Below are 26,143 nucleotides of genomic sequence, written 5' to 3' on the forward strand. Positions count from 1 at the left end.
ATAAATAATAGCTTGCAAAGTTAAACAAATTAATGTTTGAAATGACGTGTTCCAGTAAATACCATTGCAAGATTATTTTCGTTGCAATAGTCAATGCTTAATTCGTCTTTTATAGATCCTCCAGGCTGGATAACAGCCGTTATGCCGGCTTCTTTTGCAAGAGCGACACAATCTGGAAAAGGGAAAAAGGCATCACTCGCCATTGAGGCACCTTTTAAGTCAAAACCAAATGTTTTTGCTTTTTCAATTGCTTGTAATAAAGCGTCAACTCGTGAAGTTTGTCCAGTTCCTGATGAAATAAGAGTTCCGTTTTTTGCAAAAACAATCGTATTCGATTTGGTGTTTTTACAAATTTTAGAAGCAAATATTAAATCTTCGATTTCCTGCGCTGTAGGAGCTGTTATGGTAACGGTTCTTAAGTCGTCTTTATTGTCAGTGATGTTGTTTCTTTCTTGAATTAAAAGCCCGTTTAGGCAAGTTCTAACTTGTTTGTTAGGCAATTCAACCTCATTTTGAACTAGTATAATTCGGTTTTTCTTCTCTTGTAAAATGCTAATGGCTTCAGTATCATACTCTGGAGCGATAACTACTTCACAGAATAATTTGTTAATTTCCGTAGCTGTTGCCACGTCAATTTTTGTATTAGAAATTAATACACCGCCAAAAGCAGATGTAGGATCGCAGGCCAATGCAGCGTTATACGCTTCGCTGATGGTTGTTCTTGTAGCTAAACCGCAAGCATTATTGTGTTTTAGGATAGCAAAAGTAGGTCCGTCAGTTTTGAATTCATAAATTAAATTTACGGCAGCGTCTACGTCTAATAAGTTATTGTAAGACAATTCTTTTCCGTGTAATTTTTGGAACATGGCGTCAAAATCACCAAAGAAGAATCCTTTCTGATGTGGATTTTCACCGTATCTCAAGACTTGACCATTGGCGATGCTTTCTTTATAAAAAGTTTCATCAGTGTTGAAATAATTAAAAATAGCAGTGTCGTAGTGAGAAGAAACATGAAATGCTTTTGTAGCCAATAGTTTTCTGTCAGCAAGAGTAGTTGCTCCGTTTTGAGTTGTAATCAAATCCAAAAGTGTGCTATATTCATCAACAGAGGCAACAATTACGGTGTCTTTGAAATTTTTTGCGGCAGCGCGAATCAAAGAAATTCCACCAATATCTATTTTTTCAATGATATCCGCTTCGCTCGCTCCTGAAGCAACGGTTTTTTCAAAAGGATATAAATCAACAATCACCAAGTCAATTTGAGGGATGTTAAATTCCTCCATTTGCTGCACGTCACTTTCGTTATCTTGACGATTTAAAATTCCACCAAAAACTTTTGGGTGTAAAGTCTTAACTCTTCCTCCTAAAATGGATGGGTAAGAAGTAACGTCTTCAACAGGAACTACGGGAATTCCTAAGTTTTTTATAAAATCTTCAGTTCCTCCTGTAGAATAAAGTGTAACATTTTGACTGTTTAAGAGTCTTACAATTGGTTCAAGACCTTCTTTCGAAAAAACTGAAATTAATGCAGATTGAATTGTTTTTGTTGTGTTCATGTGTAGTTATAATTATAAAGTGCAAAAATAGTTTTTTAATGTGAAAATTAGACTATTTGAAAATGAGATAATTTCGAAATTATTCCATTAATTTACTATTGACGGTAAAATGTAAAGATGGGGCTACAATGAGCATTTGTTTTTCTAGGTTTTTGAATAATATTTATAGAATTTTACTGTAACACAAAAATGATATTATGCTAGTTTATCTTCGATTATTGAAAGAAAGTTTCACTTTTGCTATGAATGCTTTGCGCAACAATAAGTTACGAACTTTGCTTTCTTTGCTGGGAGTGACCATTGGAATTTTTTCGATTATTGCGGTTCTTGCAGCAGTAGATTCTTTGGATAGAAAAATCACTAAAGATTTGAGTAGCTTAGATAAAAACACCATTTATTTAATGCGTTTTTCTTTTGGTCCGTCAGAAATTCCGCAATGGAAAAGAGAGCAGTTTCCTGATGTGAAATATGATGAATATACTTCTTTGAAAGCATCTTTAAATAATACGGAACAAATCGCTTATCAGTTTTTTGTGAAACGCGAGAGCATTAAATACGAATCAAAAACAGTCAGTGATGTAAATGTGGTTCCGGTTTCTTATGAGTTTATAGATATTCAAGGGCTTGAGTTTGAAAAAGGAAGATTTTACAATGAATCCGAATCTAATTCAGGGACTGCTGTTATTGTTTTGGGCTATGAAATCGCTAAAAATTTATTTGAAGAAAGTGAGCCCATCGGAAAAAATATTCGATTATATGGACAGCGTTTTACGGTTATTGGAGTTTTAAAGAAGCAGGGCGCGGGTTTGTTTGGCGATGATAATGATACTTCGGTTTTTTTACCGGTTAATTTTTTGAGACGCATGTATGGGGATAATAACAGTTCTATGACGCCCGTGATATTGATTAAGCCGCAAAAAGGAATCGATATGGATGCTTATAAAGCTGAAGTTGTGCAAAAATTGAGAACCATTAGAGGGATGAAAGCTGATGAAGACAATAATTTTTTTATTAATGTTCTTTCAGGATTTACGGATCTAATTGACGGAATTATTGGTCAAATGAATTTTGTCGGCTGGATAATTAGTGGATTCTCACTGCTGGTTGGCGGTTTTGGAATTGCTAATATCATGTTTGTTTCGGTAAAGGAACGCACAAATTTAATAGGAATACAAAAATCTTTAGGCGCTAAAAACAGATTTATTTTATTTCAGTTTTTATTTGAAGCGGTCATCCTTTCTGTGATTGGTGGGATTATAGGACTGGTTTTAGTCTGGATTATTTCTGTAGTACTCACAAAAGTTTTGGACTTCGAATTCGTTCTGGGAATGGGAAATGTTGTTCTAGGAACTGGTCTGGCTGCTCTAATTGGACTTATATCCGGAATTGTTCCAGCGATAACAGCTTCCAAATTAGATCCTGTAGAAGCAATTAGAACAGGGATGTAATGTTTTAGAAAGAAAAGTGATTCTCATAAGTTTTTTTAAGTCGATTTATTGTATTGTTCGTGTTTTTGGGCTTTGTTTTTTTGTACTTTTAACCCTCATCTAAAATTTACAATATGACAACAATTAAAGCTTATGCGGCCTACGATGCAGAAACCCCATTGAGGCCGTATTCATTTGATAGAAAAGAACTTGGCGCTAAACAAGTTCAGATAGAGATACTTTATAGTGGTGTTTGTCATTCTGATATTCATACTGCTAAAGGAGATTGGGGACCTGCGATTTATCCATTAGTACCGGGTCATGAAATTGTAGGAAGGATTACAGCCGTTGGGAGCGAAGTGACTAAATTCAAGATTGGAGAATTAGCGGGCGTGGGTTGTTTTGTAGATTCATGTAGAACTTGTCCTAGTTGTAAGTCAGGAGAAGAACAGTTTTGTGAAGAAGGCATGACAGGTACTTATAATAGCTATGAAAGAGGAACTAAAATACCTACTTATGGCGGATATTCAACCAGTATTACCGTTGATGAAGATTATACTTTGCATATTTCGGATAAGTTAGAACTTTCGGCTGTGGCTCCTTTGCTTTGCGCAGGTATTACAACTTATTCTCCATTACGCTATTTGAAGGTAGGAAAAGGACATAAAGTAGGTGTATTAGGTTTAGGAGGATTGGGTCATATGGCCGTGAAATTTGCAGTTTCTTTTGGTGCAGAAGTGACAATGTTAAGCCATTCGCCTTCTAAAGAAGCTGATGCAAAAAAATTAGGAGCGCATCATTTTGCTCTAACATCTGATGCCGCAACAATGGACTCTCTAGCAAATAAGTTTGATTTTATTTTAAATACCGTTTCGGCAAAACATGATTATAATGCCTATTTGAATTTATTAAATACAAATGGAACCATGATAATTGTAGGAGTTCCTACAGCACCTGCCGAAATACCTGCCATTACATTAATCTTGAAGCGCAGAAAGATTATGGGTAGCCTAATAGGTGGAATTGCTGAAACTCAGGAGATGTTAGATTATTGCGCCGAACACAATATAACTTCAGATGTTGAAGTGATTGATATGTCTTATATTAATGAAGCTTATGAGCGAATGAACAAAAGTGATGTTAAGTATCGTTTTGTGATCGATATGGCGAGTTTGAAGTAAAAGTAACGCTGTACTTTTTAAGCAAAAAAAATCCCGAATTTAATTCGGGATTTTTTTATTTATCTGATTTCATTGTTCTGAATCAAATCAATATAAAGATTGATTTTGTCTTTCAATTCTTTTCTTGGTGTAATAAAATCTAAGAAACCATGCTCCAATAAGAACTCAGAAGTTTGAAAACCTTCTGGTAAATCTTTACCGGTAGTGTCTTTTACAACTCGAGGTCCTGCAAATCCAATTAAGGCACCAGGTTCGGCAATGTTGATGTCTCCTAACATGGCGTAGGAAGCTGTTGTTCCTCCGGTTGTAGGATCCGTACATAGCGAAATATAAGGAATTTTTGCTTCGGCAAGTTGGGCAAGTTTTACAGATGTTTTAGCTAATTGCATCAATGAATAAGCTGCTTCCATCATACGGGCTCCACCTGATTTAGAAATCATCAAAAAAGGAATGTTGTTCTTGATCGAATGATCAATTCCTCTTGCTATTTTTTCACCTACAACAGCTCCCATGGAACCGCCAATAAAGGCAAAATCCATACAGCAAATCACTAAATCTTTGCCTTTTGATTTTCCAACAGCTGTACGTACAGCGTCCTTTAGTTTGGTTTTTTCCATTACATCTTTAAGACGATCAGCATATTTCTTTGTGTCAACAAAGTGTAAAGGGTCTTTGGAAGTTAAGTTTTTATCTAATTCAACAAATTTATTGTCGTCAAATAAAATTTCAAAATAGGTAGCACTACCAATTCTAACGTGAAAACCATCTTCCGGACTTACAAATAAATTGCGTTCCAGCTCTTCGGCATCAATGATTTTTCCGGTAGGTGACTTGTACCAAAGTCCTTTTGGGACATCCATTTTGTCTTCGGTAGCCGTTGTAATTCCTTTTTCTTTTCTTTTAAACCAAGCCATATTTATTAATTTAAGATTTACGATATACGATATACGATTTAAAATCGCATGTCATAATTCTTATATCGTAATTTTATAGTGTATTCACATTATTTAAGTCAGCAAATGCTTGCTCTAATCTCGTGTTGAAAGTTACTTCGCTTTCACGCAACCATCTTCTTGGATCGTAATATTTTTTATTAGGAACATCAGCACCTTCAGGGTTACCAATTTGAGTTCTCAAATATTCAATGTTTTTAGTCATATAGTCACGAGACCCTTCTGTAAAAGCAAATTGTAAATCAGTATCAATGTTCATTTTAACTACACCATAGCTGATTCCTTCTCTGATTTCTTCTAATGTTGATCCAGATCCTCCGTGGAAAACAAAATCTACTGGATTGTGTCCAGTGTTGAATTTGTTTTGAACAAAATCTTGAGAGTTTTTCAAAATTTTTGGAGTCAATTTTACATTACCTGGTTTGTAAACTCCGTGTACATTTCCAAAAGCAGCTGCAATTGTAAATTTAGGGCTTATTTTAGATAATTCCTCGTAAGCATAAGCCACTTCTTCTGGTTGAGTATATAATTTAGAGCTGTCAACATCAGAGTTGTCAACACCGTCTTCTTCTCCACCTGTGATTCCAAGTTCGATTTCTAATGTCATTCCCATTTTGCTCATTCTCTCTAGGTAACCTTTGCAGATTTCGATATTTTCTTCGATTGGTTCTTCAGATAAGTCAATCATGTGAGAACTGAATAATGGTTTTCCAGTTGCTGCAAAATGCTCTTCTGAAGCGTCCAATAATCCGTCAATCCAAGGCAATAATTTTTTAGCGCAGTGATCAGTATGCAAAATTACTGTAGCTCCATAAGCTTCAGCAAGGGTGTGGATGTGTTTTGCACCAGCTATTCCACCTAAGATTGCTGCTTTTTCATTTGCATTTGAAAGCCCTTTCCCAGCATTAAATTGTGCACCTCCGTTAGAAAATTGAATAATAACAGGAGCATTTAATTTTGCTGCAGTCTCAAGAACACCATTTATTGAGTTTGAACCAGTAACATTTACTGCAGGAAGAGCAAAGCCTTTTTCCTTTGCATAATTGAATATTTCTTGTACTTGATCTCCTGTAGCTACGCCTGATTTGATGTTATGTGCCATTGTAATTTTTTTTAGTTGGTTTCTCTAGTTTTTAGTTTAAGTCTGCAAAAATAAGAATTAATTAGCATTAGAAAGGGTAATTAATTCCAAAATTTAAAACAGAGTGTCCAAAATTGTATTCATGAAACCATTTTTTGCCCTCTTCATTGGCTGGATTATAGGTTTTAAAACCTAAATCGAAACGGACAACAAAAAAGCTTAAATCATAGCGAAGACCAAATCCAGTGCCCAGCGCCAGGTCTTTTAGACTCTTAAGTCCTGTGAAAGTAGATTTTTCATCTTCTACATTGTCAAAAACATTCCAGATGTTTCCTGCATCTGCAAAGAAAGCCCCTTTTAATTGGCCTAAAACTTTAAATCTAAACTCTCCGCTCACGGCAATTTTCAGGTTGGCTTCATTAAAGTCATTTGTGGCGCCACTACTTCCGGGACCTAAACTATAAGGTTGCCAAGCTCTGTTATCATTTGAACCTCCAGAAAAATAACTTCTTGAAAAAGGAATGTTGTCCGAGTTTCCAAAAGGTACTGCAATCCCGAAAAAGCTTCTCACTGCAAGTACTTTTTCCCTAGATAAATCCCAGTGCTTGATATAATCGAATTCGGTTTTTAGGTATTCAGAATATTCTAAATTGAGAATATCATAATTTCCTTTTTCATTTACAGTTTTTTTTGTGGCATTGGAAATCAGAGATAAAAGGGTGCCTGCAGATTCAATTTTGGTTTTAAAAAGATAAAAGGTATTGTCAAGTAAATCTGTTTTTGTCGTTTTGGAAAAAGTGAAACTGGTGGCTAGAATAAAGTCATTTTCTATAAGTCTCATTCTTCTTTCTTCGATACTTTTTATGGTGGCATAATCTTTTTCGGGCAAGGTGATACCGCCTGTTAGTACGTCATTCGTAAATCCTTTTGTACCTTCTTCAATTATTAAATTCTTGTCGTCTGGATTGTCGAAATATTCCGGTTTTGTATTGTATATTTTACCAATGTTATTTAAGGCATTATAAGAAGAACCATACACATTGAAATAGTTTTTAGGATTTAGGTTTCGAACAAATTGTATGTTGAATAAGTCAAAACGAGCGGTATTGTTTTTCTTTGGAGTCCAGTTGTAAGAAAATAATCCGGTAAAATTTTCTTTGTCTAGACCAATGTTTGTCTGTCTTGCAAATCCCACCGCTATGAGCGTGGAAGGAATCATACTTTTTGGGATTATTTTTTCGGTAGAGAAAGGTATGAGGATTCTCGGGAAATTTAATTTTAAGTCGACACCATATTCGGAGACATTTAATAACTGGTTTTTTGGATTTGCTAAATCTTTAGAGGAACCCACATTTCCTCTAGCCGAAATTTCTAAAGTTTCAGCTCTGTTAAATACATTTCTTATCGAAAGTGAAGGGCTAAACGAAATACCAAAATCCTGGATATTGGAGTGAGTTAGATCTACCGAGGCGCCAAAACTATATTTTTTTCTTGGGGTTAAATATATTTTTGCAATCAGTGAATTAGCTGTAGAATCTCTTTTATCTACTTCATATTGTATGCTGGGGTAGCTAAAGATTTTTAAATTGTTCAAATAACGGGTCGTAAGTATCGTTTTGTTATCGGCAAAAAGACCTCCTTTAGTTATAAAAATGGCGTCCGTTATAGCACGAGGCTTGTATTTTAATTTTTCATGACTGTACAAATTGAAATTCTTGTAAGAAGTACTGTCTTTAATTATGGAACTATCGCTATTTGCTGAATAATCAGTATAAATATTTACATCACTTATTTTATACATTTTAAAAGGTTCTGTCCTTGTCGAATCTTTTTCGATATAAGAATAATCGTTTATAATTAAATTTACATTGGCTGCATTTTTCTTGTTAATTGTATCTATGTCATAGGTAACATAAGTGGGCTGGAAATAATAAACGCCATTATTTCTAAAGAGTGTTGAAATGCGGTTTTTCTCATCTTCAAAATCTACTGTCTGATATTGTTTGCCTGATTTAAGGAAAGTATGTGATTTGTGCGACTCATACAAAGAGTCTAATGCCGGTGTCGAAATAGTCGTTTTTATGGAATCCAATAAATAACCTTCACCTGTAGTTATGGTATATTTTAATTTTCCTCTTTTAGGAGCTACGCTGTCCAGTTTATACGCAGTTTTTACATTAAAAAAACCTTTGTTAAAATAATGGTATTTCAGACGCAATAGCGATTTTTCTGTTTTAGAGGAGTCAATTATTACGGGTGGTTCTCCGGTTTTCTTCAGGAAATCATTAATTCCTTTGTACCAAAAAGATTTTCCAAGACGGTCTACTTGTTTAGCAGACAACCATTTTACTTTTCTCTCGTATTTTTTTGGATTATTGGTAAATTTAGCCTGATAGGTTGAGTCAGGATTAAGGTTAGCTAAATTGTATAAGTTCAAACGAAAACGATTCCCTAATAAAGTACCGTTTGGTTTTTGGTACAACTGATTAAAGGTGTTTTCATCTTTGGTATTTTTCTCGTTTACTGTAATTTGATTTTTTATAAGGAGTTGTTTTCCCTCTGGAACTCTTTTTTCAGCGTTACAGGCAGATATAATTATCCCTATTAGAATAAATAATGATATTTTTGTTGAAATTTTTTTCAAGTGTTCTAAAATATTTAATTCAAAAGTACATATTTTTATGGTTAGTAAAAACCAAATAAAACTTATATCGAGTTTACAACAAAAAAAGTATAGAGTTGCTAATCAATTGTTTTTTGCCGAAGGTGTAAAAGTAATTCAAGAATTATTGCAATCAAATTTTGAACTCGAGCATTTGTATACTATTCAAAATGATTTTGAAGAGGTTGAGGCTTCAAAAAGAACTTTGATTAGTGAAGCCGATTTAAAGAAAATTAGCGCTTTGGCTACACCTAATACTTGTTTGGCGGTTTTTAAAATCCCTGCAGAGAAAAAAATCATCGAATCAGGATTGATCCTTGCTTTAGACTCGGTTCGCGATCCCGGAAATTTAGGAACCATATTACGATTATGTGATTGGTTTGGGATAAAGCAATTGCTGTGTTCTAAAGATGCGGTTGATATATACAATCCAAAAGTGGTGCAAGCCACTATGGGATCTATTGCTAGGGTTAATGTCAATTATATAGATTTGAATGTGTTTATTTCTCAAAGTAAATTAGCTGTTTTTGGCACTTTTATGGATGGAGAGAATATTTATAAAACAGATTTACCAGAAGAAGGAATAGTTATTATGGGCAATGAGGCTAATGGAATTTCTCAGGAGCTAGAAAAGAGCATCAATAACAGACTTACAATTCCGCGTTTTGGTGATATTCAAAAAACAGAAAGTTTAAATGTGGCTACCGCTACGGCTATTATTCTTAGTGAGTTTAGAAGAGGATAATTCAAGTATTAACTAATCAGAGTTGTTGGCTGAAAAGCACAAAAGAATCTTAATTTTAATGGAATGTAAAATTAATAAAAACAGCCCTGTTTTTCATTGATTCAATATTACTGGTCCAAGGACTGTTAGGATCATTGTCACGTATTAGCTCATCCGAAAGTCCAAAAACCCCTCTTATAGAAGGGGAAAATATGAAGTATTCAGAGAAAATGTCTATTCCAAATCCTATTTCATAGTTTTTAGTCCAAGGTTGTACTCTGAATTTTTGAGCAGAGTTATCATCTTTTGATTTCGAATTACTGGATAAATTCAAAGTAGTAGATACCCCGCCCAATAAATAAGGTCTGACGTTTCCGGTTCTGAGAGATGAAAATTTTAACAGTAAAGGGAAATGGATATAAGTACTGTTCACTTCTCTTAAGGCGTCTATTTCTCTCGTAAAACCCGGAAAATTCAGTTCTCTTTTAGTGTAATACAAACCCGGTTCAAAACGTAAGTTTATGTATTCTTGCAGTTTTAAATCGCTCACTAGTCCTACGTTAAATCCTGTTGTTTTTTTTACTAGTATGTCTGGACCGTCTGTTTTGTAGTCTATTTTGAAATCAAAAGAGTTAAAGCCCAAATAAAACCCAAAATAGAGTCTTTGCTTTTGGAAGTTTTCCAAATTGATGATCGGATCTTTTCCGAATATTCTATTTTGACCTTGCGAGTATCCTTCAAGGGATAAGGCAAGTAAAACTATGACGGCAATTTTTTTCATATTTTTTTTGATGCAGAATAAATGGTGGCAACGCCAAATGTTTGCGGCAACGCCACAACATCTATAAACCCAATTTTCCTTAAAATATTGTTTAGAGCTTCACCATAAGGAAAAGCTGCCGCTGATTCAGATAGATAACCATAAGCCACATTGTCTTTTGAAAACAATTTTCCAATAATGGGAAGGATGTTTTTACTGTAAAAATTATAGCCTTGTTTGTACGGAGTTTTGTCTGGAACCGAAGTTTCCAAAATTACAAATGTTCCGTTTGGTTTTAGAACTCTCAAAATTTCAGCTAGTCCTTTTTCGAGATTTTCAAAGTTTCGAACTCCAAAAGCAACCGTTATAGCATCAAAATAATTGTCGTCAAAGGGAATGTTTTCAGAGTCTCCCAAAACCATTTCGATAGTATTGGATAAGTTTTTATCTGCAATTTTTTTTACGCCTACTTCGAGCATACCGGCTGAGATATCCAGACCAATAATCTTTTTAGCATTTGTATTGGCCATTAAAATAGCTAAATCTCCCGTTCCTGTTGCAATATCAAGAATGGTCTCAGGATTGGACTTAGCTACAATTCCTAAAACCTTTTTGCGCCACTTTACATCTATCCCAAATGAGATGACACGATTCAAGTTATCGTAATTTCCAGAGATGGTGTCAAACATTTTTGCGACTTGTTCTTTTTTGCCTAAGGAGGAATCTTTATATGGAGTTATGTTTTTTGACATTTTTTTAAATTTTCACAAATATAATACAATCTATTTTGAACTGTATTCTAGTTTTTTAAATAGTGAGAAATAATAGGCTAAATATATAGTCTTTCTTTTTTTTGATCAAAATTTAAATGAACGCTAGGTCAAATTTATTCTAAATATCACTAAAAGTGGGTATTGTAAGCAAGGATATTAATGCCGAATTTTACAAAATATAAATGACAACATTTTATTTTCAATGATTAACAGGGAATTAATGATTCAAATCAAGTGGCTGCTTCTTGCGCTAATTTTGTCACTTGTTCTTGTGAGCTGTTTTGATGGTGCCGTTTTAAAAAACGGTAGTGTACTTTTAGCGCAACATACGTTCTTAGGATTAAATTTGTTTTTGGAAATTTTTATTTTTTTTGTCTTTAGTACCTTCGTGGTATTTGGTATTAAAGGCTTTTTTGAGATGTATTCTCATAAAACATCAAATGTTATCACTTGTATTTCAGGAGTATTGTTAACGTTTGTGATTTTTATGTTATCTTATCAGATCTTGTTCCAGGCATAAATCTTTTTTTCCTAGTCATTGATAAAAAAAACACCTCGTAATGAGGTGTTTTTTATTTTCTAATGTAAGTCTGGTAGGTGTAGTCAAAAAGATGTTTTTCATCTTTAGCTTGAAATTCAGAATGAATTATTTTCCAATCATCCATGTTGATTTCCGGAAAAAAAGCATCTGCTTCAAAACTGTGATGCACCAGAGTAAGTTCTATTTTATCAGAGTGAATCATTCCCAATTCGTATATTTCTCCTCCTCCAATGATATAAGATATTTCATTTTCAGGACATATTTTTATTGCTTCTTCAATGCTGTTTGCCACAATACAACCTTCGGGCTTGTAGTTTTCCTGACGACTTATTACAATATGGGTTCTGTTAGGTAATGGTTTAGGGAAGCTTTCAAAAGTTTTTCGGCCCATAATGATGTGATGCCCCGAAGTCAGATTTTTAAATCTCTTAAAGTCATTGGGCAGGTGCCAAACTAATTCGTTGTTTTTTCCAAGTGCATTGTTTTCGGCTACTGCCGCAATCATTATAATCATTCCGTTTCAAGTTTATTAGGTAAGTCCTCGGCTGTTTTTGACTGTAATTCGGCTATTTTTTTCTGCTGCAAAGCAACTAGACGATCTATTTGGTCTCTTTCCCAGTTCTTATTCATGAAACGATCCGTGATAAAAACTTTTATAAAATGTAAAATAAAAATAAAAACCCACAAAGTAATTATCCAGATATACCAACTTGTATTTATGGTTGTATTGAAAATTTTGGTTGATATAAAGAGAAATAAACTACCAAGTGTCAATAAAACGAAGTGGTAATAAAGTCTTTTTTTTTGTCTTATTCTTCTTCTGGCGGTTTCGTATAATTCGTGTTGGTCTCTTTCCATTAGTCTAAATTTTATTTTATAAAGATAAAATTTAATTTATAAAAGTTGCTATTTGAGATCTGGATTATTTTTATAGCGATCTGTTTGAGGTTTAGGTTATTTGTGTGTTGCTGGAAAGGCCTATTTTGTAGGATTAAGATTGCAGCTAATTTATTTACTGATTTTAAAATAGTATTTGTTGCTTATACCGCAACACTGCCTTTTATGAGGGCATGAGGTTCATATCCTTCGAGTGTAAAATCTTCGAAATTAAAGTCGAAAATATTTTTGATCTTTGGATTTAAAATCATTTTCGGTAGTGATTTAGGCTCTCTTGATAGTTGTAATTCAAGTTGTTCAATATGATTGTTGTAAATGTGTGCGTCACCAAAAGTGTGGATAAATTCACCTGCTTCAAGATCACAAACTTGAGCAATCATCATGGTTAACAGTGCGTAAGAGGCAATGTTGAATGGAACTCCCAGAAATATATCGGCACTACGCTGGTATAATTGACAGGATAATTTTCCGTCAGCAACATAAAATTGAAAAAAGGCGTGACAGGGAGGTAAGGCAGCTTTATTGTTGGCTACGTTCTCTCCAAATGATTTGCTGTTGTCAGGAAGCACCGATGGATTCCAAGCTGAAACAAGCATTCTGCGGCTGTTTGGGTTGGTTTTTAATTCCTGAATTAAGTCGGATATTTGATCAATTTCTTCGCTGTTCCAGTTGCGCCATTGATGTCCGTATACAGGACCCAAATCGCCATTTTCATCGGCCCAGGCATCCCATATTTTTACCCCATTTTCTTGAAGATATTTTATATTTGTATCTCCTTTTAAAAACCAAAGTAATTCGTAAACAATAGATTTGAAGTGAAGTTTTTTAGTGGTAACCATTGGAAAACCTTCGCTTAAATCAAAGCGCATTTGATGACCAAAAACACTTTTTGTTCCGGTTCCAGTTCGATCTCCTTTTTGGCAACCATTTTCCAAAACGTGTTGCACTAAATCTAAATATTGCTTCATTAAAATTTTTATTTGCTAATTCGAGAATGTTTTGATTGGTCATTAAATAACCAAATTAAGAAATAAGTATTAAGATTCTCTTCTTGAAATTTCGTCTCTAATTTTGGCAGCTTTCTCATAGTCTTCTATTTGAATCGCCTGTTCGAGTAATTCATTTAGTTCCTGTAGGCTGTTTTTGATGTAAGCTCTGGAAGGCTGACTGTTGTCTTCTTCATTGCCAAAAGTTTCAGGGTTAGACAAGATGTCGTCAATTTCCTGAGAGCCTTTATCAGTGTCTTGCGGGTTCGCCTTTAAAAAGATACCTGCTTTATCTAAGATGTTTTTGTAAGTAAAAATAGGAGCGTTGAAACGCAAAGCCAATGCGATTGCATCTGATGTTCTGGCATCTATTATTTCTTCGATTTTATCTCTTTCGCAAATAATACTGGAATAGAAAACGCCATCAACAAGCTTGTGGATAATGACTTGCTTGATGGTTATGTCAAACCGTTCAGCAAAATTTTTAAATAGATCATGAGTCAGGGGACGCGGAGGTTTAATTTCTTTTTCTAAGGCTATCGCTATCGATTGTGCCTCAAAGGCGCCTATAACTATAGGTAATTTTCTTTCACCGTCAACTTCATTTAAAATCAAGGCATAAGCTCCGTTTTGGGTTTGACTGTATGAAATTCCTTTTATGGATAGTTTAACTAAGCTCATAGTTGTTGATATGCTAAAGTACTTTGTACTTAAATTGGATTAAAAAAAATTGCTGCCTAAAAGCAAAGATACAAATATCTTTTTTTTAGGCAGCAATTTCAATAGTTTTATTGAATTATGAGTGTTGTGCTTTGAAGGCTTTAAATTTCTCAATCAATTTTGGTACAATTTCAAAAGCATCTCCTACAATTCCATAATCGGCTACCTTAAAGAAAGGAGCTTCTGGATCGCTATTAATAACCACTTTTACTTTTGATGAACTGATTCCTGCAATATGCTGGATGGCACCAGAGATTCCAATGGCAATGTATAGATTAGTGGCAACAGGTTTTCCTGTTTGTCCCACGTGCTCAGAATGTGGTCTCCAGCCAAGATCAGATACCGGTTTAGAACAGGCAGTTGCCGCGCCAAGTACTGAGGCTAATTCTTCGATCATTCCCCAATTTTCTGGACCTTTTAATCCACGTCCTCCGGATACTACGATATCAGCATCTGCGATAGATACTTTTCCAGATACTTTTTCAACAGATTCTACTTTTACACCAAAATCATTTTCTCCAATCGTTGGATTAAAATCTTCTTGGGTTAATGTGGAAGCGTTTTCAAAAACACCATAAGAGTTTTTGGCAAGGCCAAGGATTTTAATATCAGTGTTGATTTCGGTAATATTGAAAGCTTTGTTTGAAAAAGCATTTCTTTTTACTTGAAACGGGGAAGTGCTTACGGGTAATCCCACCACGTTTGAGGCATAACCGGCTTCTAGAGCTACAGCTACAAGAGAAGAAAGGTAAATACTATCAGTCGATGAAGAAAGTAGAACTAATTTAGCGTTTTCTTTTTGAGCTGCTTGTTTAATAACATCGGCATAGGCTTTGGCTGTAAATCCGGATAATTTATCGTTGGTTACTTTCAGCACTTTATCAACACCGTATTTTGATAGTTCTGAAACGTCTCCCGCATTAATTGTTACGGCTGTTACGGTTGTGCCTAGTGTTTCTGCTACTTTTTTTGCATAGGAAGCCAATTCAAAAGCTACTTTCTTGAATTTTCCTTCAGCATATTCTGCATATATTAATATTGACATGATTTTTTATTTTAAATGTTGAATTATAAATTTTAAATGTATTTGAGAACGTGAATTCACAATTTAAACTTCATAATTTAAAATTATATTACTTTTGCTTCGTTGTGTAATAAGTTGATTAATTCATCTAAATTATCTGGAGAAATTAATTTTACTGCCGATTTAGGTGCTGGTTTTTCAAATTTTACCGCTTTTGTATTTATCGAAGTTTCAACTGGTTCTACTACCGTCAATACCTTAGTTCTTGCGGTCATGATTCCTCTCATGTTAGGGATACGCAAATCTTTTTCTTCAACTAATCCTTTTTGACCACCAATAATTAATGGCAATGTGGTAGCAACAGTTTCTTTACCACCGTCAATCTCACGAACGGCTTTTACCGCTGTTCCTTCTACGGTGATAGCGGTACATGAATTTAAGAAATTATAACCCAGGATTCCGGCAATCATTCCAGGAACCATTCCTCCATTATAGTCTAATGATTCTTTTCCGGCGATTACCAGATCATAACTTCCGTTTTTTATTACTTCGGCAAGTTGTTTTGCCACGAAAAAACCGTCAGCTGGATTTGCGTTGACGCGAATGGCTTCATTTGCTCCAATGGCCAATGCTTTTCTTAAGGTAGGCTCTGTTTCAGGTCCTCCAACATTAACAACAGTTACAGTTGCTCCTTGTTGTTCTTGGAACCAAATAGCACGAGTCAAACCAAATTCGTCATTAGGATTTATCACATATTGTACACCGTTGGTATCGAATTCAGAATCACCATTGGTAAAATTAATTTTTGAAGTAGTATCAGGAACATGACTGATGCAAACTAATATTTTCATAGGTTTATTTTTTTTTTTGATTTTCTTAAAATGCTGACACAAAAATATAATATTAATTTCAATAATTTACTATGCATGCATAATATTTTTTATAAAACTATTACGTTTTCGTGACTTTCATAGTGCTGATAAGCTTCTAGTGGTATCTTTACTGACAGTGAGATATAGTACAGACTTGAATGTGGCTCCTGATTATTTTAACCTAATTTATGCTTTAAGTGATTTAAAATATTTATTTTTGCTTTTCGAAAATTATACAGATACAATAATCAAATATGAGAACGATACAATTTAGAGAGGCCATTTGCGAAGCGATGAGTGAAGAAATGCGCCATGATGAGTCCATATATTTAATGGGTGAAGAAGTTGCTGAATATAATGGTGCTTACAAAGCGTCTAAAGGGATGCTTGCCGAGTTTGGTGAAAAAAGAGTAATTGATACTCCAATTGCAGAGCTTGGTTTTACCGGTATTGCGGTAGGATCAGCAATGAATGGTTGTAGACCGATTGTAGAATATATGACTTTCAACTTCTGTTTGGTTGGTATCGACCAGATTATAAATAACGCTGCAAAGATGCGTCAGATGTCGGGAGGACAATTTAATGTGCCTATCGTTTTTCGTGGGCCAACGGCTTCGGCAGGACAATTAGGAGCAACGCACTCTCAGGCTTTGGAAAACTGGTTTGCTAATACGCCAGGTCTTAAAGTAGTAGTTCCTTCTACTGTTTATGATGCAAAAGGACTTTTGAAAGCAGCTATTCGTGATAATGATCCGGTTATTTTCATGGAATCAGAGCAAATGTATGGTGATAAAGGAGAAGTGCCAGATGGCGAATACATCATTCCACTTGGAGTTGCTGATATCAAACGTGAAGGAACAGATGTAACCATCGTATCTTTTGGTAAGATTATAAAAGAGGCTCATATTGCGGCTGATGAATTGGCTAAAGAAGGAATTTCATGTGAAATTATCGACTTAAGAACCGTTCGTCCTATGGATCACGAAACGATTTTAACCTCAGTTAAAAAGACAAACAGATTAGTGATTCTTGAAGAGGCTTGGCCTTTTGCAAGTGTTGCTTCAGAGATTACCTATATTGTTCAAGAACGCGCTTTTGATTTTCTTGACGCTCCAATACAAAGAATTACCACTGCTGATACACCAGCACCATATTCACCAGTATTGTTGAAAGAATGGTTGCCAAACGCAGCTGACGTAATAAAAGCGGTAAAAAAAGTAATGTATAAATAATTATATACATTTGCCAACACTATTAAGGCTTCATCTTACGTTAGTTTGATGAAGCTTTTTTTTTTAATTATGAATTATGAATAAGAGTCTATTATTGAGTCTGTTTTTTTTATGGACAATCGGGGGCAACCTTTTTGGGCAAACAAAAGTCAGTGGTGTTATTGTGGATAAATTGAATCAGCCGGTTCCTTTTGCCAATGTGGTATTTAAGGATTCTAACGAAGGTATAGTTGCTAATGAAGATGGTCATTTTTATCTCGAATCCAAAAAAACATATACTGCTATAGTGATCACTTCGGTTGGTTTTTCAGACCGGGAAATTGCTTTGGAAAAAGCCGTCAACTATAATTTAAGAATCCGATTGAACGAAGCGGAATCTTTAAATGAAGTTGTTATTTTTACAGGTAAAACGTCTAAAAAGAACAATCCTGCGCTGGATATTCTTCGAAAAATTTGGGAAAGAAAACGCAAAAACGGATTGTATCAGTTTGATCAATACCAGATGGAAAAGTATGAGAAAGTAGAGTTTGATATGAATAGTATTGATAGTGCTTTTATGAAGAAGAAGCTTTTCAAAGGAATGGAATTTGTATTCAAACATATTGATACTTCGAGTGTTACCGGGAAAACGTATTTGCCTATTTTTATAAACGAATCTTTATCGGATGTTTATGGAAATAATAAGTTGAAAAAAGTAAAGGAGAAGCTAAAGGCCAATAAAAACTCGGGATTCAGTGATAATCAACAAATTTTATCTTTTGTAAAAGATTTGTATTCAGATTACGATATTTACAACAATCACTTAACTTTTTTTGACAAAAGTTTCACGAGTCCGTTGTCAAAAACGGGGATAGACGTTTATAATTATGTCCTAAGGGATAGTGCTTATATTGATAAAAAATGGTGCTATAATATTCTGTTTTATCCAAGACGTAAAAACGAGTTAACTTTTAAAGGCGATTTTTGGGTCAACGATACCACATTTGCTATTAAGAAAATTAATATGGCCGTGACTAAAAGTGCCAATATTAACTGGGTAAAAGACATATATATAGAACAAGAATTTGAAGTTCAAAACGATTCTGTTTTTCTGTTGACTCGTGATTATATGATGTCTGATTTTGCTTTGAATAAAAAAGAAGAGTCTAAAGGCGTTTATGGAAAACGGACTTCTTTGTATCAAAATCATAAATTCAATATCGAAAAACCGGCTTCTTTTTATAAGGAGGAAGTCAATTATATCGATAATGAAGTCTATAATAAGTCAGAAGAATACTGGGATGAAAACCGTTTTGAAAATCTAAATAAAGATGAAAAAGGGGTTTATAAAATGCTGGATACGCTACAGACCGTCAAGAAATTCCAGAATTTATACAATTTAGTTTCTATTTTAGGGAGCGGTTATGTTCAATTCGGACATTTCGATTATGGCCCTATTTTTTCTACTTTCGGCTACAATGAAGTCGAGGCAATACGAATCAGAGTAGGAGGAAGAACTTATTTTGGTCCAAATGATCCTTGGAGATTGCAAGGATATACCGCTTATGGATTTGGCGATGACAAATTCAAATACGGACTTTCAGGAAAATGGATGATCGACAAAAAAAATAGGATTATAATTTCAGGAGGGAACAGGCGTGATATAGAACAAATAGGCGCAAGTCTCACCACTACAAATGATGTTCTGGGTAGAAGTTTTGCTTCTTCGTCGCTCTTCTCTACAGGAAGTAATGGAAAACTGACCAATATTAATCTGAGTAATTTGGGCGTTGAAATTGAGCCAATCAAGAACTTGACTTTTCAAACCGGATTTTCGTATCGAACTTTAGAATCAGCCTCGAATACATTCAGTTTGGATTATTACACTGATAACACCTACACAACGACCAAAAGCGATGTGAAACAATCAGAAATTAATTTTCAGGTTGAATATACTCCTAACAGAAAAACCATCGGATATGGCGTAGAGCGAAATAATGTAGACAGTCCTTTTAGTCGATTTTATATTAATTACAGTCATGGATTCAAAGGTTTATTGGATAGTGATTTTAAATATGAAAAAATACAATTGTATTATAAACAACCCATAATTATTGGGCCTTTGGGACGTTCTAATGTTATCATGGAAGTAGGTAAAACCTTTGGTACAATTCCTTTGGGCTTAATGAATGTTATTCCGGGAAATCAGACTTATTTTACAATTGAGAACACTTTTAGCAATCTTAATTTTTACGAGTTTGTAACCGACCAATATGCGATGCTACAGTGGGATCATAATTTCGGAGGACGTTTGTTGTCAAGAATTCCATTTATGAGAAAACTCAATTGGCGAGAAATTATAGGAGTAAAGGCAGTTTACGGAACCATATCTGATGCTAATAGAGCGATTAATGCATCTGGCTTGATCTACAACGCACCCGAAGATGTGTATTGGGAATACAGCGCAGGAATTGGCAATATTTTCAAGGTCTTGCGAATTGATTTTGCTTGGAGAGGGAATTATTTAAACACGCCAGATACGCAGCGCTTTTCTATAAAAGGGTCTTTTGGGTTTTATTTTTAGGAGCTATTTACTTCGTCAGTTCGCTTCGCTCGTGTCCATCTGGGCTAAAAGAAAAATTATGCAAGAAATTATCCAATATCTTTCCCAAAAGGAAGCCGCTTTCCAGCTGATAATTGAAAAATATGGTTTGCCTGAAATTCCCAAAAGATCCCAAGGTTTTGAAACTTTAGTTTTATTAATTCTGGAACAGCAAGTTTCCATTGATTCTGCCAAGGCTACTTTTTTAAAGTTGAAAGCAAGAATCAAAACAGTGGAACCACTGCCGATTTTGGATTTATCCGACGAAGAATTTAGGGCTCTTGGCGTAAGCCGACAGAAAACATCTTATATTAAAGCATTGGCCGTGGCGGTTGTGGATAAAGAGATCGATTTAGCAAGTTTGGCTAATAAATCAGCTCAACAGGTTAGAGAAGAACTCATCAGGATAAAAGGAATTGGCAACTGGACCATTGATATTTATTTGATGTTTTGCCTTCAAGATCCCGATTTGCTTCCGTTGGGAGACATTGCCATAAGTAATACCATCAAAGAATTATTTGATATTCACGAGAAAGAAGCCATGGAAGTGTATGTCCAAAGCTGGAGTCCTTATCGCTCGACTGCTGCTTTCCTTTTGTGGCATTATTATCTAAAAAAAAGAGGGAGAACGATTTCGTACTAATAAATACCGAAGCTTTTGTTTTCTTGTGTTTTATGACGGATTATTCTTGTGGTGAATGGGTTTTTAAACTACTTTTGCACTCGCATAAATAGAATTTAAGACATACGATAAAATGACTGCAGACAAATTAAAAACTTTCGATGTATTAATCGAAATCCCAAGAGGGAGTAGAAATAAATACGAATACGATTTTGAAATTAAAAGAATGCGTTTCGATAGAATGTTATTCTCTTCAATGATGTATCCGGCTGATTACGGATTTATCCCGGAAACTCTTGCCTTAGATGGAGATCCTTTGGATGTATTGGTTTTAGTGAATGAACCTACTTTTCCTGGATGTGTAATGGAAGTAAAACCTATTGGAGTTTTCCATATGGCAGATGATAAAGGACCAGATGAAAAAGTAATCTGTGTACCGGTTTCTGATCCAATCTGGAATAAATTGGAAAATCTATCTGATATGAATCCGCATTTATTGAAAGAAATCGAACATTTCTTCCAAGTATATAAAGATCTTGAAAACAAAACTGTCGATGTAGGTGGTTGGGGAGATAGAGACGAAGCCTATGCAATTTTGAAAGCATGTACGGAGCGTTTCGAGCAAATAGAAAACAGACCAGAAGGTTTATTTAGCATTAAATAATCTTTTTAAAATATCTTAAAAAAAGCAATATTCTGTAAGAATATTGCTTTTTTTGTTTAAATTCGTTTTCTATACTATTGATTATTAACCAAAAACCAAAACGAATTTATGAATACAATGATGATTTATTTGCCAATAGTCATGGCAATTGTAGGGCTTCTTTTTATGTGGGTTAAACGAACTTGGGTTTTAAAACAAGATGCCGGTGATGGAAAGATGAAAGAGATTTCAGATTACATCTATGAAGGGGCGCTTGCTTTCCTAAAGGCCGAATATAGATTGTTAGCCGTTTTTGTACTTTTAGCCAGTATGGTTTTAGCAGGGATTACATTTATTGAAGGAGTTAAAACACATCTATTGATAGTGATTGCTTTTATTTTTGGAGCCTTTTTCTCGGCACTTGCCGGAAATATGGGGATGAAGATAGCAACCAAAACCAATGTTAGAACAACCCAGGCTGCCCGTACGAGTTTGCCACAGGCATTAAAAGTCTCTTTTGGTGGAGGTACGGTGATGGGATTAGGAGTTGCCGGTTTGGCCGTTTTGGGGTTGACTTCTTTCTTTATTTTCTTCTTCCATTTTTTTATGAATGGAACTTGGACTTCTACCGAAGACATGACTATCGTATTGGAAACATTAGCTGGTTTTTCTCTTGGAGCGGAATCTATTGCCTTGTTTGCGCGCGTTGGTGGAGGAATTTATACAAAAGCCGCCGATGTTGGTGCCGATTTAGTAGGGAAAGTTGAGGCCGGAATTCCGGAGGATGATCCTCGTAATCCAGCTACTATTGCTGATAATGTTGGTGATAATGTTGGTGATGTGGCCGGAATGGGAGCCGATTTGTTTGGATCTTATGTGGCGACAGTCTTGGCTGCTATGGTCTTGGGGAATTATGTTATTAAAGATATGGGAGGAAATATTCAAGATGCCTTTGGCGGAATTGGTCCTATTTTATTACCGATGGCTATTGCCGGTTTTGGAATTTTATTTTCAATCATAGGAACGATGCTGGTAAAGATTACTGACGAAAATGCAAAAGAAGCACAGGTTCAAAAGGCATTAAATATAGGCAATTGGGTTTCTATAGTTTTAACGGCAATTGCTTGTTTCTTCTTAGTACAGTATATGTTGCCTTCAACAATGAAAATGGAGTTTTTCGGAGAAGGAAGCCAAGAGATTTCATCGATGAGAGTTTTTTATGCCACCATCGTAGGTTTAGTTGTGGGTGGAGTAATATCATCAGTTACTGAATATTATACAGGTTTAGGTACAAAACCAGTTATGGCAATTGTCCAAAAATCGAGTACTGGAGCAGGAACTAATGTTATCGCAGGTTTGGCGACAGGAATGATTTCGACTTTTCCAACAGTTTTATTGTTTGCCGCTGCAATTTGGACCTCTTATGCATTTGCAGGATTTTATGGTGTGGCTTTAGCGGCTTCGGCAATGATGGCAACAACAGCAATGCAATTGGCTATTGATGCTTTCGGACCAATTTCTGATAATGCGGGTGGAATTGCTGAAATGAGTGAATTGCCTAAAGAAGTTAGAACAAGAACCGATATTTTGGATTCAGTAGGGAATACCACAGCAGCAACCGGAAAAGGATTTGCTATAGCTTCGGCTGCATTGACTTCATTGGCTTTATTTGCAGCCTATGTAACTTTTACAGGAATTGACGGAATCAATATTTTTAAAGCACCAGTTCTGGCAATGTTATTTGTGGGAGGAATGATTCCTGTTGTTTTTTCTGCTTTGGCTATGAATTCAGTAGGGAAAGCAGCGATGGATATGGTGTATGAAGTACGTCGCCAATTCAGGGAAATTCCGGGAATTATGGAAGGAACCGGAAAACCGGAATACGGAAAATGTGTGGAAATCTCGACTAAAGCAGCCTTGCGAGAAATGATGTTGCCGGGAATATTGACCATTGGTTTCCCAATTGCGATTGTGCTTTTGGGAAAATTAGTTTATGGTGATAACAATCAATTGATTGCCGAAATGTTAGGAGGTTATATGGCAGGAGTTACTGTTTCGGGAGTGCTTTGGGCTGTTTTTCAAAACAATGCCGGAGGTGCTTGGGATAATGCCAAGAAATCATTTGAAGCAGGTGTTATGATTAACGGCGAAATGACTTATAAAGGGTCGGATGCGCATAAAGCTGCTGTTACAGGCGATACCGTTGGTGATCCATTCAAGGATACTTCAGGGCCATCGATGAATATTTTAATAAAATTGACTTGTTTGATTGGATTAGTGATCGCGCCAATTTTAGGAAACGGAAGCCATACTATTTCTGATAAAGCCTCTTGCTGCATTGCAACTGGAGTCTGTACGTCTATGTCTGAAGAAGAATGTGTAGCCAAAGGCTGTACTAATAAGTCATGTGTGCATATGAATGCAGCTGCAATGCCTGCTGAAACGATTTCTAAGGAGATTTCTATAGAAAAAATAAATGTCAACGGCAAAGTGAAGGCGACCATCAAAACAAGCACAAATGGAAAATCAGAGGTTCAAGTTTTTGAGGGAACAGACGCTGAGGTTCAGGCAAAAATTGATGCTTTGAAATAATGTTTATTTATACTAAAAAATGCCTCATTTTCTGAGGCATTTTTTTTGTTTTATAAAATAATTTTAATCTAGTTTTGGCTTTATCTCTTTTGGAAAAGATTAAAACAATCCGTTTATCTCGGCATCTATTCTATTGATGATGTTTCCTAAATCTTCAGGTTTATCAACAAAGTTGATGTTGTCTACATCAATAATAAGCAATTTTCCTCTATCGTAAGTGTGAATCCAAGCTTCGTAACGTTCGTTAAGACGACTCAAGTAATCAATTGAAATCGAAGATTCATACTCGCGTCCTCGTTTGTGAATTTGTCCAACAAGATTCGGGATAGAACTTCTTAAATAGATTAATAAATCAGGTGCTTTAACTGTTGATTCCATCAGTTCAAAAAGGGAAGAATAATTCTGAAAATCACGATTGGTCATTAAACCCATTGAGTAAAGATTAGGAGCGAAAATATGCGCATCTTCATAAATAGTTCTGTCCTGAATGATTTTCTTACCGCTTTCGCGAATTTGAATCACCTGACGAAAACGACTATTCAAGAAATAGATTTGTAAATTAAATGACCAACGTTCCATTTGGTGATAGAAATCATCTAAATAAGGGTTGTCCACTACGTCTTCAAAATGAGGTTCCCATTTGAAGTGTTTTGCTAATAAACGCGTTAAAGTTGTTTTACCTGAACCTATATTTCCTGCTACTGCTATGTGCATTACACTGTTGTGATTTTATAATTCATAATTTCTTCAATTGTAAAAATAGATAAAATTTGGGCTTAGAAGTGGAATTTTACAAACGTTTTTTTGAAATTTTAATTTTCTTAATGGAATAATTTGTAAAAGCAATAACCCAGCGATGGTGCCGGGTTATTTGTTGTGAATAGGATATATGGATTATAGTTTACAATCCAAAAGCGGCTTTAACTTGGTCAACAAAATCTAATTTTTCCCAAGTGAATAACTCAACATCAATTGTTTTAGTCAAACCTCCAGGAGCCGAGAATGTTTTGGTAACCGTTTCTGGTGTACGTCCCATGTGTCCGTAAGCAGCAGTTTCGCTATAGATTGGATTTCTTAGTTTTAGTCGTTGCTCAATAAAGTAAGGACGCATATCAAAGATAGCTTCTACTTTTTTGGCAATTTCTCCATTGGTTAAGTTTACTTTTGATGTTCCATAAGTGTCAATAAAGATCCCCATAGGTTTTGCAACACCAATGGCGTAAGAAACCTGAACCAAAATTTCATCAGCAATTCCAGCAGCAACTAAGTTTTTAGCGATATGACGTGTAGCATAAGCCGCACTTCTATCCACTTTAGAAGGGTCTTTTCCTGAGAAAGCACCACCACCATGGGCTCCTTTTCCGCCATAGGTGTCTACAATAATTTTTCTTCCTGTCAAACCAGTATCTCCGTGTGGTCCTCCAATTACAAATTTACCCGTTGGGTTGATGTGGTATTGGATTTTATCATTGAATAAATGCGCTTGGTTAGGATTTTTGGCAATGATTCTTGGAATCAAAATGTCGATAATGTCCTTTTTGATTTTTGCAAGCATTGCAGCTTCTTCATCAAAATCATCGTGTTGGGTTGAAATTACAATCGCATCAATACGCGTTGGTTTGTTGTCGTCGCTGTATTCTAAAGTTACCTGAGACTTAGCGTCAGGGCGTAAATAAGTGATTTCCTTGTTTTCGCGTCTTAAAATCGCTAATTCCTGTAATAATTTATGAGATAAATCAAGTGCCAAAGGCATGTAATTTTCGGTTTCATTAGTGGCGTAACCAAACATCATTCCTTGGTCACCAGCACCTTGCTCTTCAGGATTAGGCCTGTCAACACCTTGATTTATATCGGCTGATTGCTCGTGAATAGCAGAAAGTATTCCACAAGAATTAGCTTCAAACATATATTCACTTTTGGTATAACCAATTTTTTTGATTACTTCACGAGCGATTTGTTGTACGTCTAAATAAGTATTCGATTTTACTTCTCCAGCCAATATTACCTGTCCAGTAGTAACCAGAGTCTCGCAAGCCACTTTTGATTCCGGATCAAATGCTAAAAAATTGTCAATTAATGCGTCCGAAATTTGATCTGCAATTTTGTCTGGATGTCCCTCACTCACAGATTCTGACGTAAATAAATAGGCCATAATAATTATTGTTTAAAATTAATCGAGGAAAAAAGTTGCTAAAAAATGCTAAAGAAGAGTTTCTGCTTTAGCATTTTTTCTACTGAAAAATCTTCAGTATTCATAATGAATTTGTTTCATTATGAAGAGGTTGCAATCAGTTCAAATTTTTCCTCTTGTATTCG

The 26,143-nt window shown here is 35.2% G+C and carries 22 protein-coding genes; 8 read left to right on the forward strand and 14 right to left on the reverse strand.

Annotation, left to right across the window (positions count from 1 at the left end):
• Nucleotides 1–29: 29 nt before the first annotated feature.
• On the reverse strand, nucleotides 30–1,556 hold the full coding sequence (gene purH, locus BUB25_RS09790; protein ID WP_072943614.1) for a bifunctional phosphoribosylaminoimidazolecarboxamide formyltransferase/IMP cyclohydrolase: 1,527 nt from the start codon (nucleotides 1,554–1,556) through the stop codon (nucleotides 30–32).
• 197 nt (nucleotides 1,557–1,753) lie between these two features.
• On the opposite strand from purH, the gene BUB25_RS09795 reads away from it, so the two are divergent.
• A complete protein-coding gene (locus BUB25_RS09795) occupies nucleotides 1,754–3,004 on the forward strand; it encodes an ABC transporter permease (RefSeq protein WP_072943616.1) in 1,251 nt (416 codons plus the stop codon).
• Nucleotides 3,005–3,117: 113 nt separating this feature from the next.
• A complete protein-coding gene (locus tag BUB25_RS09800; RefSeq protein WP_072943619.1) occupies nucleotides 3,118–4,164 on the forward strand; it encodes an NAD(P)-dependent alcohol dehydrogenase in 1,047 nt (348 codons plus the stop codon).
• Between the two features lie 59 nt (nucleotides 4,165–4,223).
• On the opposite strand, the gene accD is transcribed toward BUB25_RS09800, so the two are convergent.
• The 3 genes from accD to tamL all read right to left on the reverse strand — a co-directional run bounded on the left by accD (nucleotide 4,224) and on the right by tamL (nucleotide 8,842).
• Nucleotides 4,224–5,078 (reverse strand): acetyl-CoA carboxylase, carboxyltransferase subunit beta, encoded by an 855-nt coding sequence (accD, locus tag BUB25_RS09805; RefSeq protein ID WP_072943621.1) that lies wholly within the window; start codon nucleotides 5,076–5,078, stop codon nucleotides 4,224–4,226.
• Nucleotides 5,079–5,151: 73 nt separating this feature from the next.
• Nucleotides 5,152–6,219: a class II fructose-bisphosphate aldolase gene (fbaA, locus tag BUB25_RS09810; RefSeq protein WP_072943624.1), complete on the reverse strand. Its 1,068-nt coding sequence runs from the start codon at nucleotides 6,217–6,219 to the stop codon at nucleotides 5,152–5,154.
• A gap of 67 nt (nucleotides 6,220–6,286) precedes the next feature.
• Nucleotides 6,287–8,842, reverse strand: coding sequence for a translocation and assembly module lipoprotein TamL (gene tamL, locus BUB25_RS09815; RefSeq protein WP_072943627.1), 2,556 nt, complete (start codon nucleotides 8,840–8,842; stop codon nucleotides 6,287–6,289).
• Nucleotides 8,843–8,879: 37 nt separating this feature from the next.
• Between tamL and BUB25_RS09820 the strand changes: the two genes are divergently transcribed.
• Nucleotides 8,880–9,605, forward strand: coding sequence for a TrmH family RNA methyltransferase (locus BUB25_RS09820; protein ID WP_072943630.1), 726 nt, complete (start codon nucleotides 8,880–8,882; stop codon nucleotides 9,603–9,605).
• Nucleotides 9,606–9,660: 55 nt separating this feature from the next.
• Here BUB25_RS09820 and porT read toward each other — a convergent pair whose 3' ends face one another.
• The 8 genes from porT to BUB25_RS09865 form a co-directional block, all read right to left on the reverse strand.
• The gene (gene porT, locus BUB25_RS09825; RefSeq protein WP_072943642.1) at nucleotides 9,661–10,365 is read right to left on the reverse strand and encodes a type IX secretion/gliding motility protein PorT/SprT; all 705 of its coding nucleotides are present in this window, start codon (nucleotides 10,363–10,365) and stop codon (nucleotides 9,661–9,663) included.
• Nucleotides 10,362–11,096: a bifunctional demethylmenaquinone methyltransferase/2-methoxy-6-polyprenyl-1,4-benzoquinol methylase UbiE gene (gene ubiE, locus BUB25_RS09830; RefSeq protein WP_072943645.1), complete on the reverse strand. Its 735-nt coding sequence runs from the start codon at nucleotides 11,094–11,096 to the stop codon at nucleotides 10,362–10,364. Before ubiE ends, porT begins: the two co-directional genes overlap by 4 nt.
• A 593-nt stretch (nucleotides 11,097–11,689) precedes the next feature.
• Complete coding sequence (locus tag BUB25_RS09840; RefSeq protein WP_072943650.1) at nucleotides 11,690–12,172, reverse strand: dihydrofolate reductase; 483 nt, start codon at nucleotides 12,170–12,172, stop codon at nucleotides 11,690–11,692.
• Nucleotides 12,169–12,516 (reverse strand): 2TM domain-containing protein, encoded by a 348-nt coding sequence (locus BUB25_RS09845; RefSeq protein ID WP_072943652.1) that lies wholly within the window; start codon nucleotides 12,514–12,516, stop codon nucleotides 12,169–12,171. Before BUB25_RS09845 ends, BUB25_RS09840 begins: the two co-directional genes overlap by 4 nt.
• Nucleotides 12,517–12,698: 182 nt before the next feature.
• Entirely contained in the window at nucleotides 12,699–13,523 is an 825-nt protein-coding gene (locus tag BUB25_RS09850) for a thymidylate synthase (protein WP_072943656.1), read from the reverse strand.
• A gap of 69 nt (nucleotides 13,524–13,592) precedes the next feature.
• Nucleotides 13,593–14,222 (reverse strand): bifunctional nuclease domain-containing protein, encoded by a 630-nt coding sequence (locus tag BUB25_RS09855; protein ID WP_072943658.1) that lies wholly within the window; start codon nucleotides 14,220–14,222, stop codon nucleotides 13,593–13,595.
• A 115-nt stretch (nucleotides 14,223–14,337) separates the two neighbouring features.
• Nucleotides 14,338–15,306, reverse strand: coding sequence for an electron transfer flavoprotein subunit alpha/FixB family protein (locus tag BUB25_RS09860; RefSeq protein ID WP_072943660.1), 969 nt, complete (start codon nucleotides 15,304–15,306; stop codon nucleotides 14,338–14,340).
• A gap of 83 nt (nucleotides 15,307–15,389) precedes the next feature.
• Nucleotides 15,390–16,136 carry an electron transfer flavoprotein subunit beta/FixA family protein gene (locus BUB25_RS09865; RefSeq protein WP_072943662.1) on the reverse strand — a complete coding sequence of 249 codons (747 nt, stop codon included), beginning with the start codon at nucleotides 16,134–16,136 and terminating at the stop codon, nucleotides 15,390–15,392.
• A gap of 275 nt (nucleotides 16,137–16,411) precedes the next feature.
• On the opposite strand from BUB25_RS09865, the gene BUB25_RS09870 reads away from it, so the two are divergent.
• From BUB25_RS09870 to BUB25_RS09890, 5 genes are all read left to right on the forward strand, one after another.
• A complete protein-coding gene (locus tag BUB25_RS09870; RefSeq protein ID WP_072943666.1) occupies nucleotides 16,412–17,389 on the forward strand; it encodes a pyruvate dehydrogenase complex E1 component subunit beta in 978 nt (325 codons plus the stop codon).
• Between the two features lie 76 nt (nucleotides 17,390–17,465).
• Nucleotides 17,466–19,952: a DUF5686 and carboxypeptidase-like regulatory domain-containing protein gene (locus BUB25_RS09875; RefSeq protein WP_072943668.1), complete on the forward strand. Its 2,487-nt coding sequence runs from the start codon at nucleotides 17,466–17,468 to the stop codon at nucleotides 19,950–19,952.
• Nucleotides 19,953–20,010: 58 nt separating this feature from the next.
• The gene (locus tag BUB25_RS09880) at nucleotides 20,011–20,613 is read left to right on the forward strand and encodes a DNA-3-methyladenine glycosylase family protein (protein ID WP_072943839.1); all 603 of its coding nucleotides are present in this window, start codon (nucleotides 20,011–20,013) and stop codon (nucleotides 20,611–20,613) included.
• 112 nt (nucleotides 20,614–20,725) lie between these two features.
• Nucleotides 20,726–21,256, forward strand: a complete 531-nt coding sequence (locus BUB25_RS09885; RefSeq protein WP_072943671.1) for an inorganic diphosphatase — start codon at nucleotides 20,726–20,728, stop codon at nucleotides 21,254–21,256.
• Nucleotides 21,257–21,364: 108 nt separating this feature from the next.
• Nucleotides 21,365–23,827: a sodium-translocating pyrophosphatase gene (locus BUB25_RS09890; RefSeq protein ID WP_072943673.1), complete on the forward strand. Its 2,463-nt coding sequence runs from the start codon at nucleotides 21,365–21,367 to the stop codon at nucleotides 23,825–23,827.
• 99 nt (nucleotides 23,828–23,926) lie between these two features.
• Here BUB25_RS09890 and BUB25_RS09895 read toward each other — a convergent pair whose 3' ends face one another.
• Both BUB25_RS09895 and metK read right to left on the reverse strand, forming a co-directional pair.
• Complete coding sequence (locus BUB25_RS09895; protein ID WP_072943675.1) at nucleotides 23,927–24,541, reverse strand: deoxynucleoside kinase; 615 nt, start codon at nucleotides 24,539–24,541, stop codon at nucleotides 23,927–23,929.
• Nucleotides 24,542–24,728: 187 nt separating this feature from the next.
• Nucleotides 24,729–25,979, reverse strand: a complete 1,251-nt coding sequence (metK, locus tag BUB25_RS09900; protein WP_072943677.1) for a methionine adenosyltransferase — start codon at nucleotides 25,977–25,979, stop codon at nucleotides 24,729–24,731.
• Between the last annotated feature and the right edge of the window lie 164 nt (nucleotides 25,980–26,143).

It is taken from the genome of Flavobacterium granuli, from assembly GCF_900129705.1.
Lineage (GTDB): Bacteria > Bacteroidota > Bacteroidia > Flavobacteriales > Flavobacteriaceae > Flavobacterium > Flavobacterium granuli.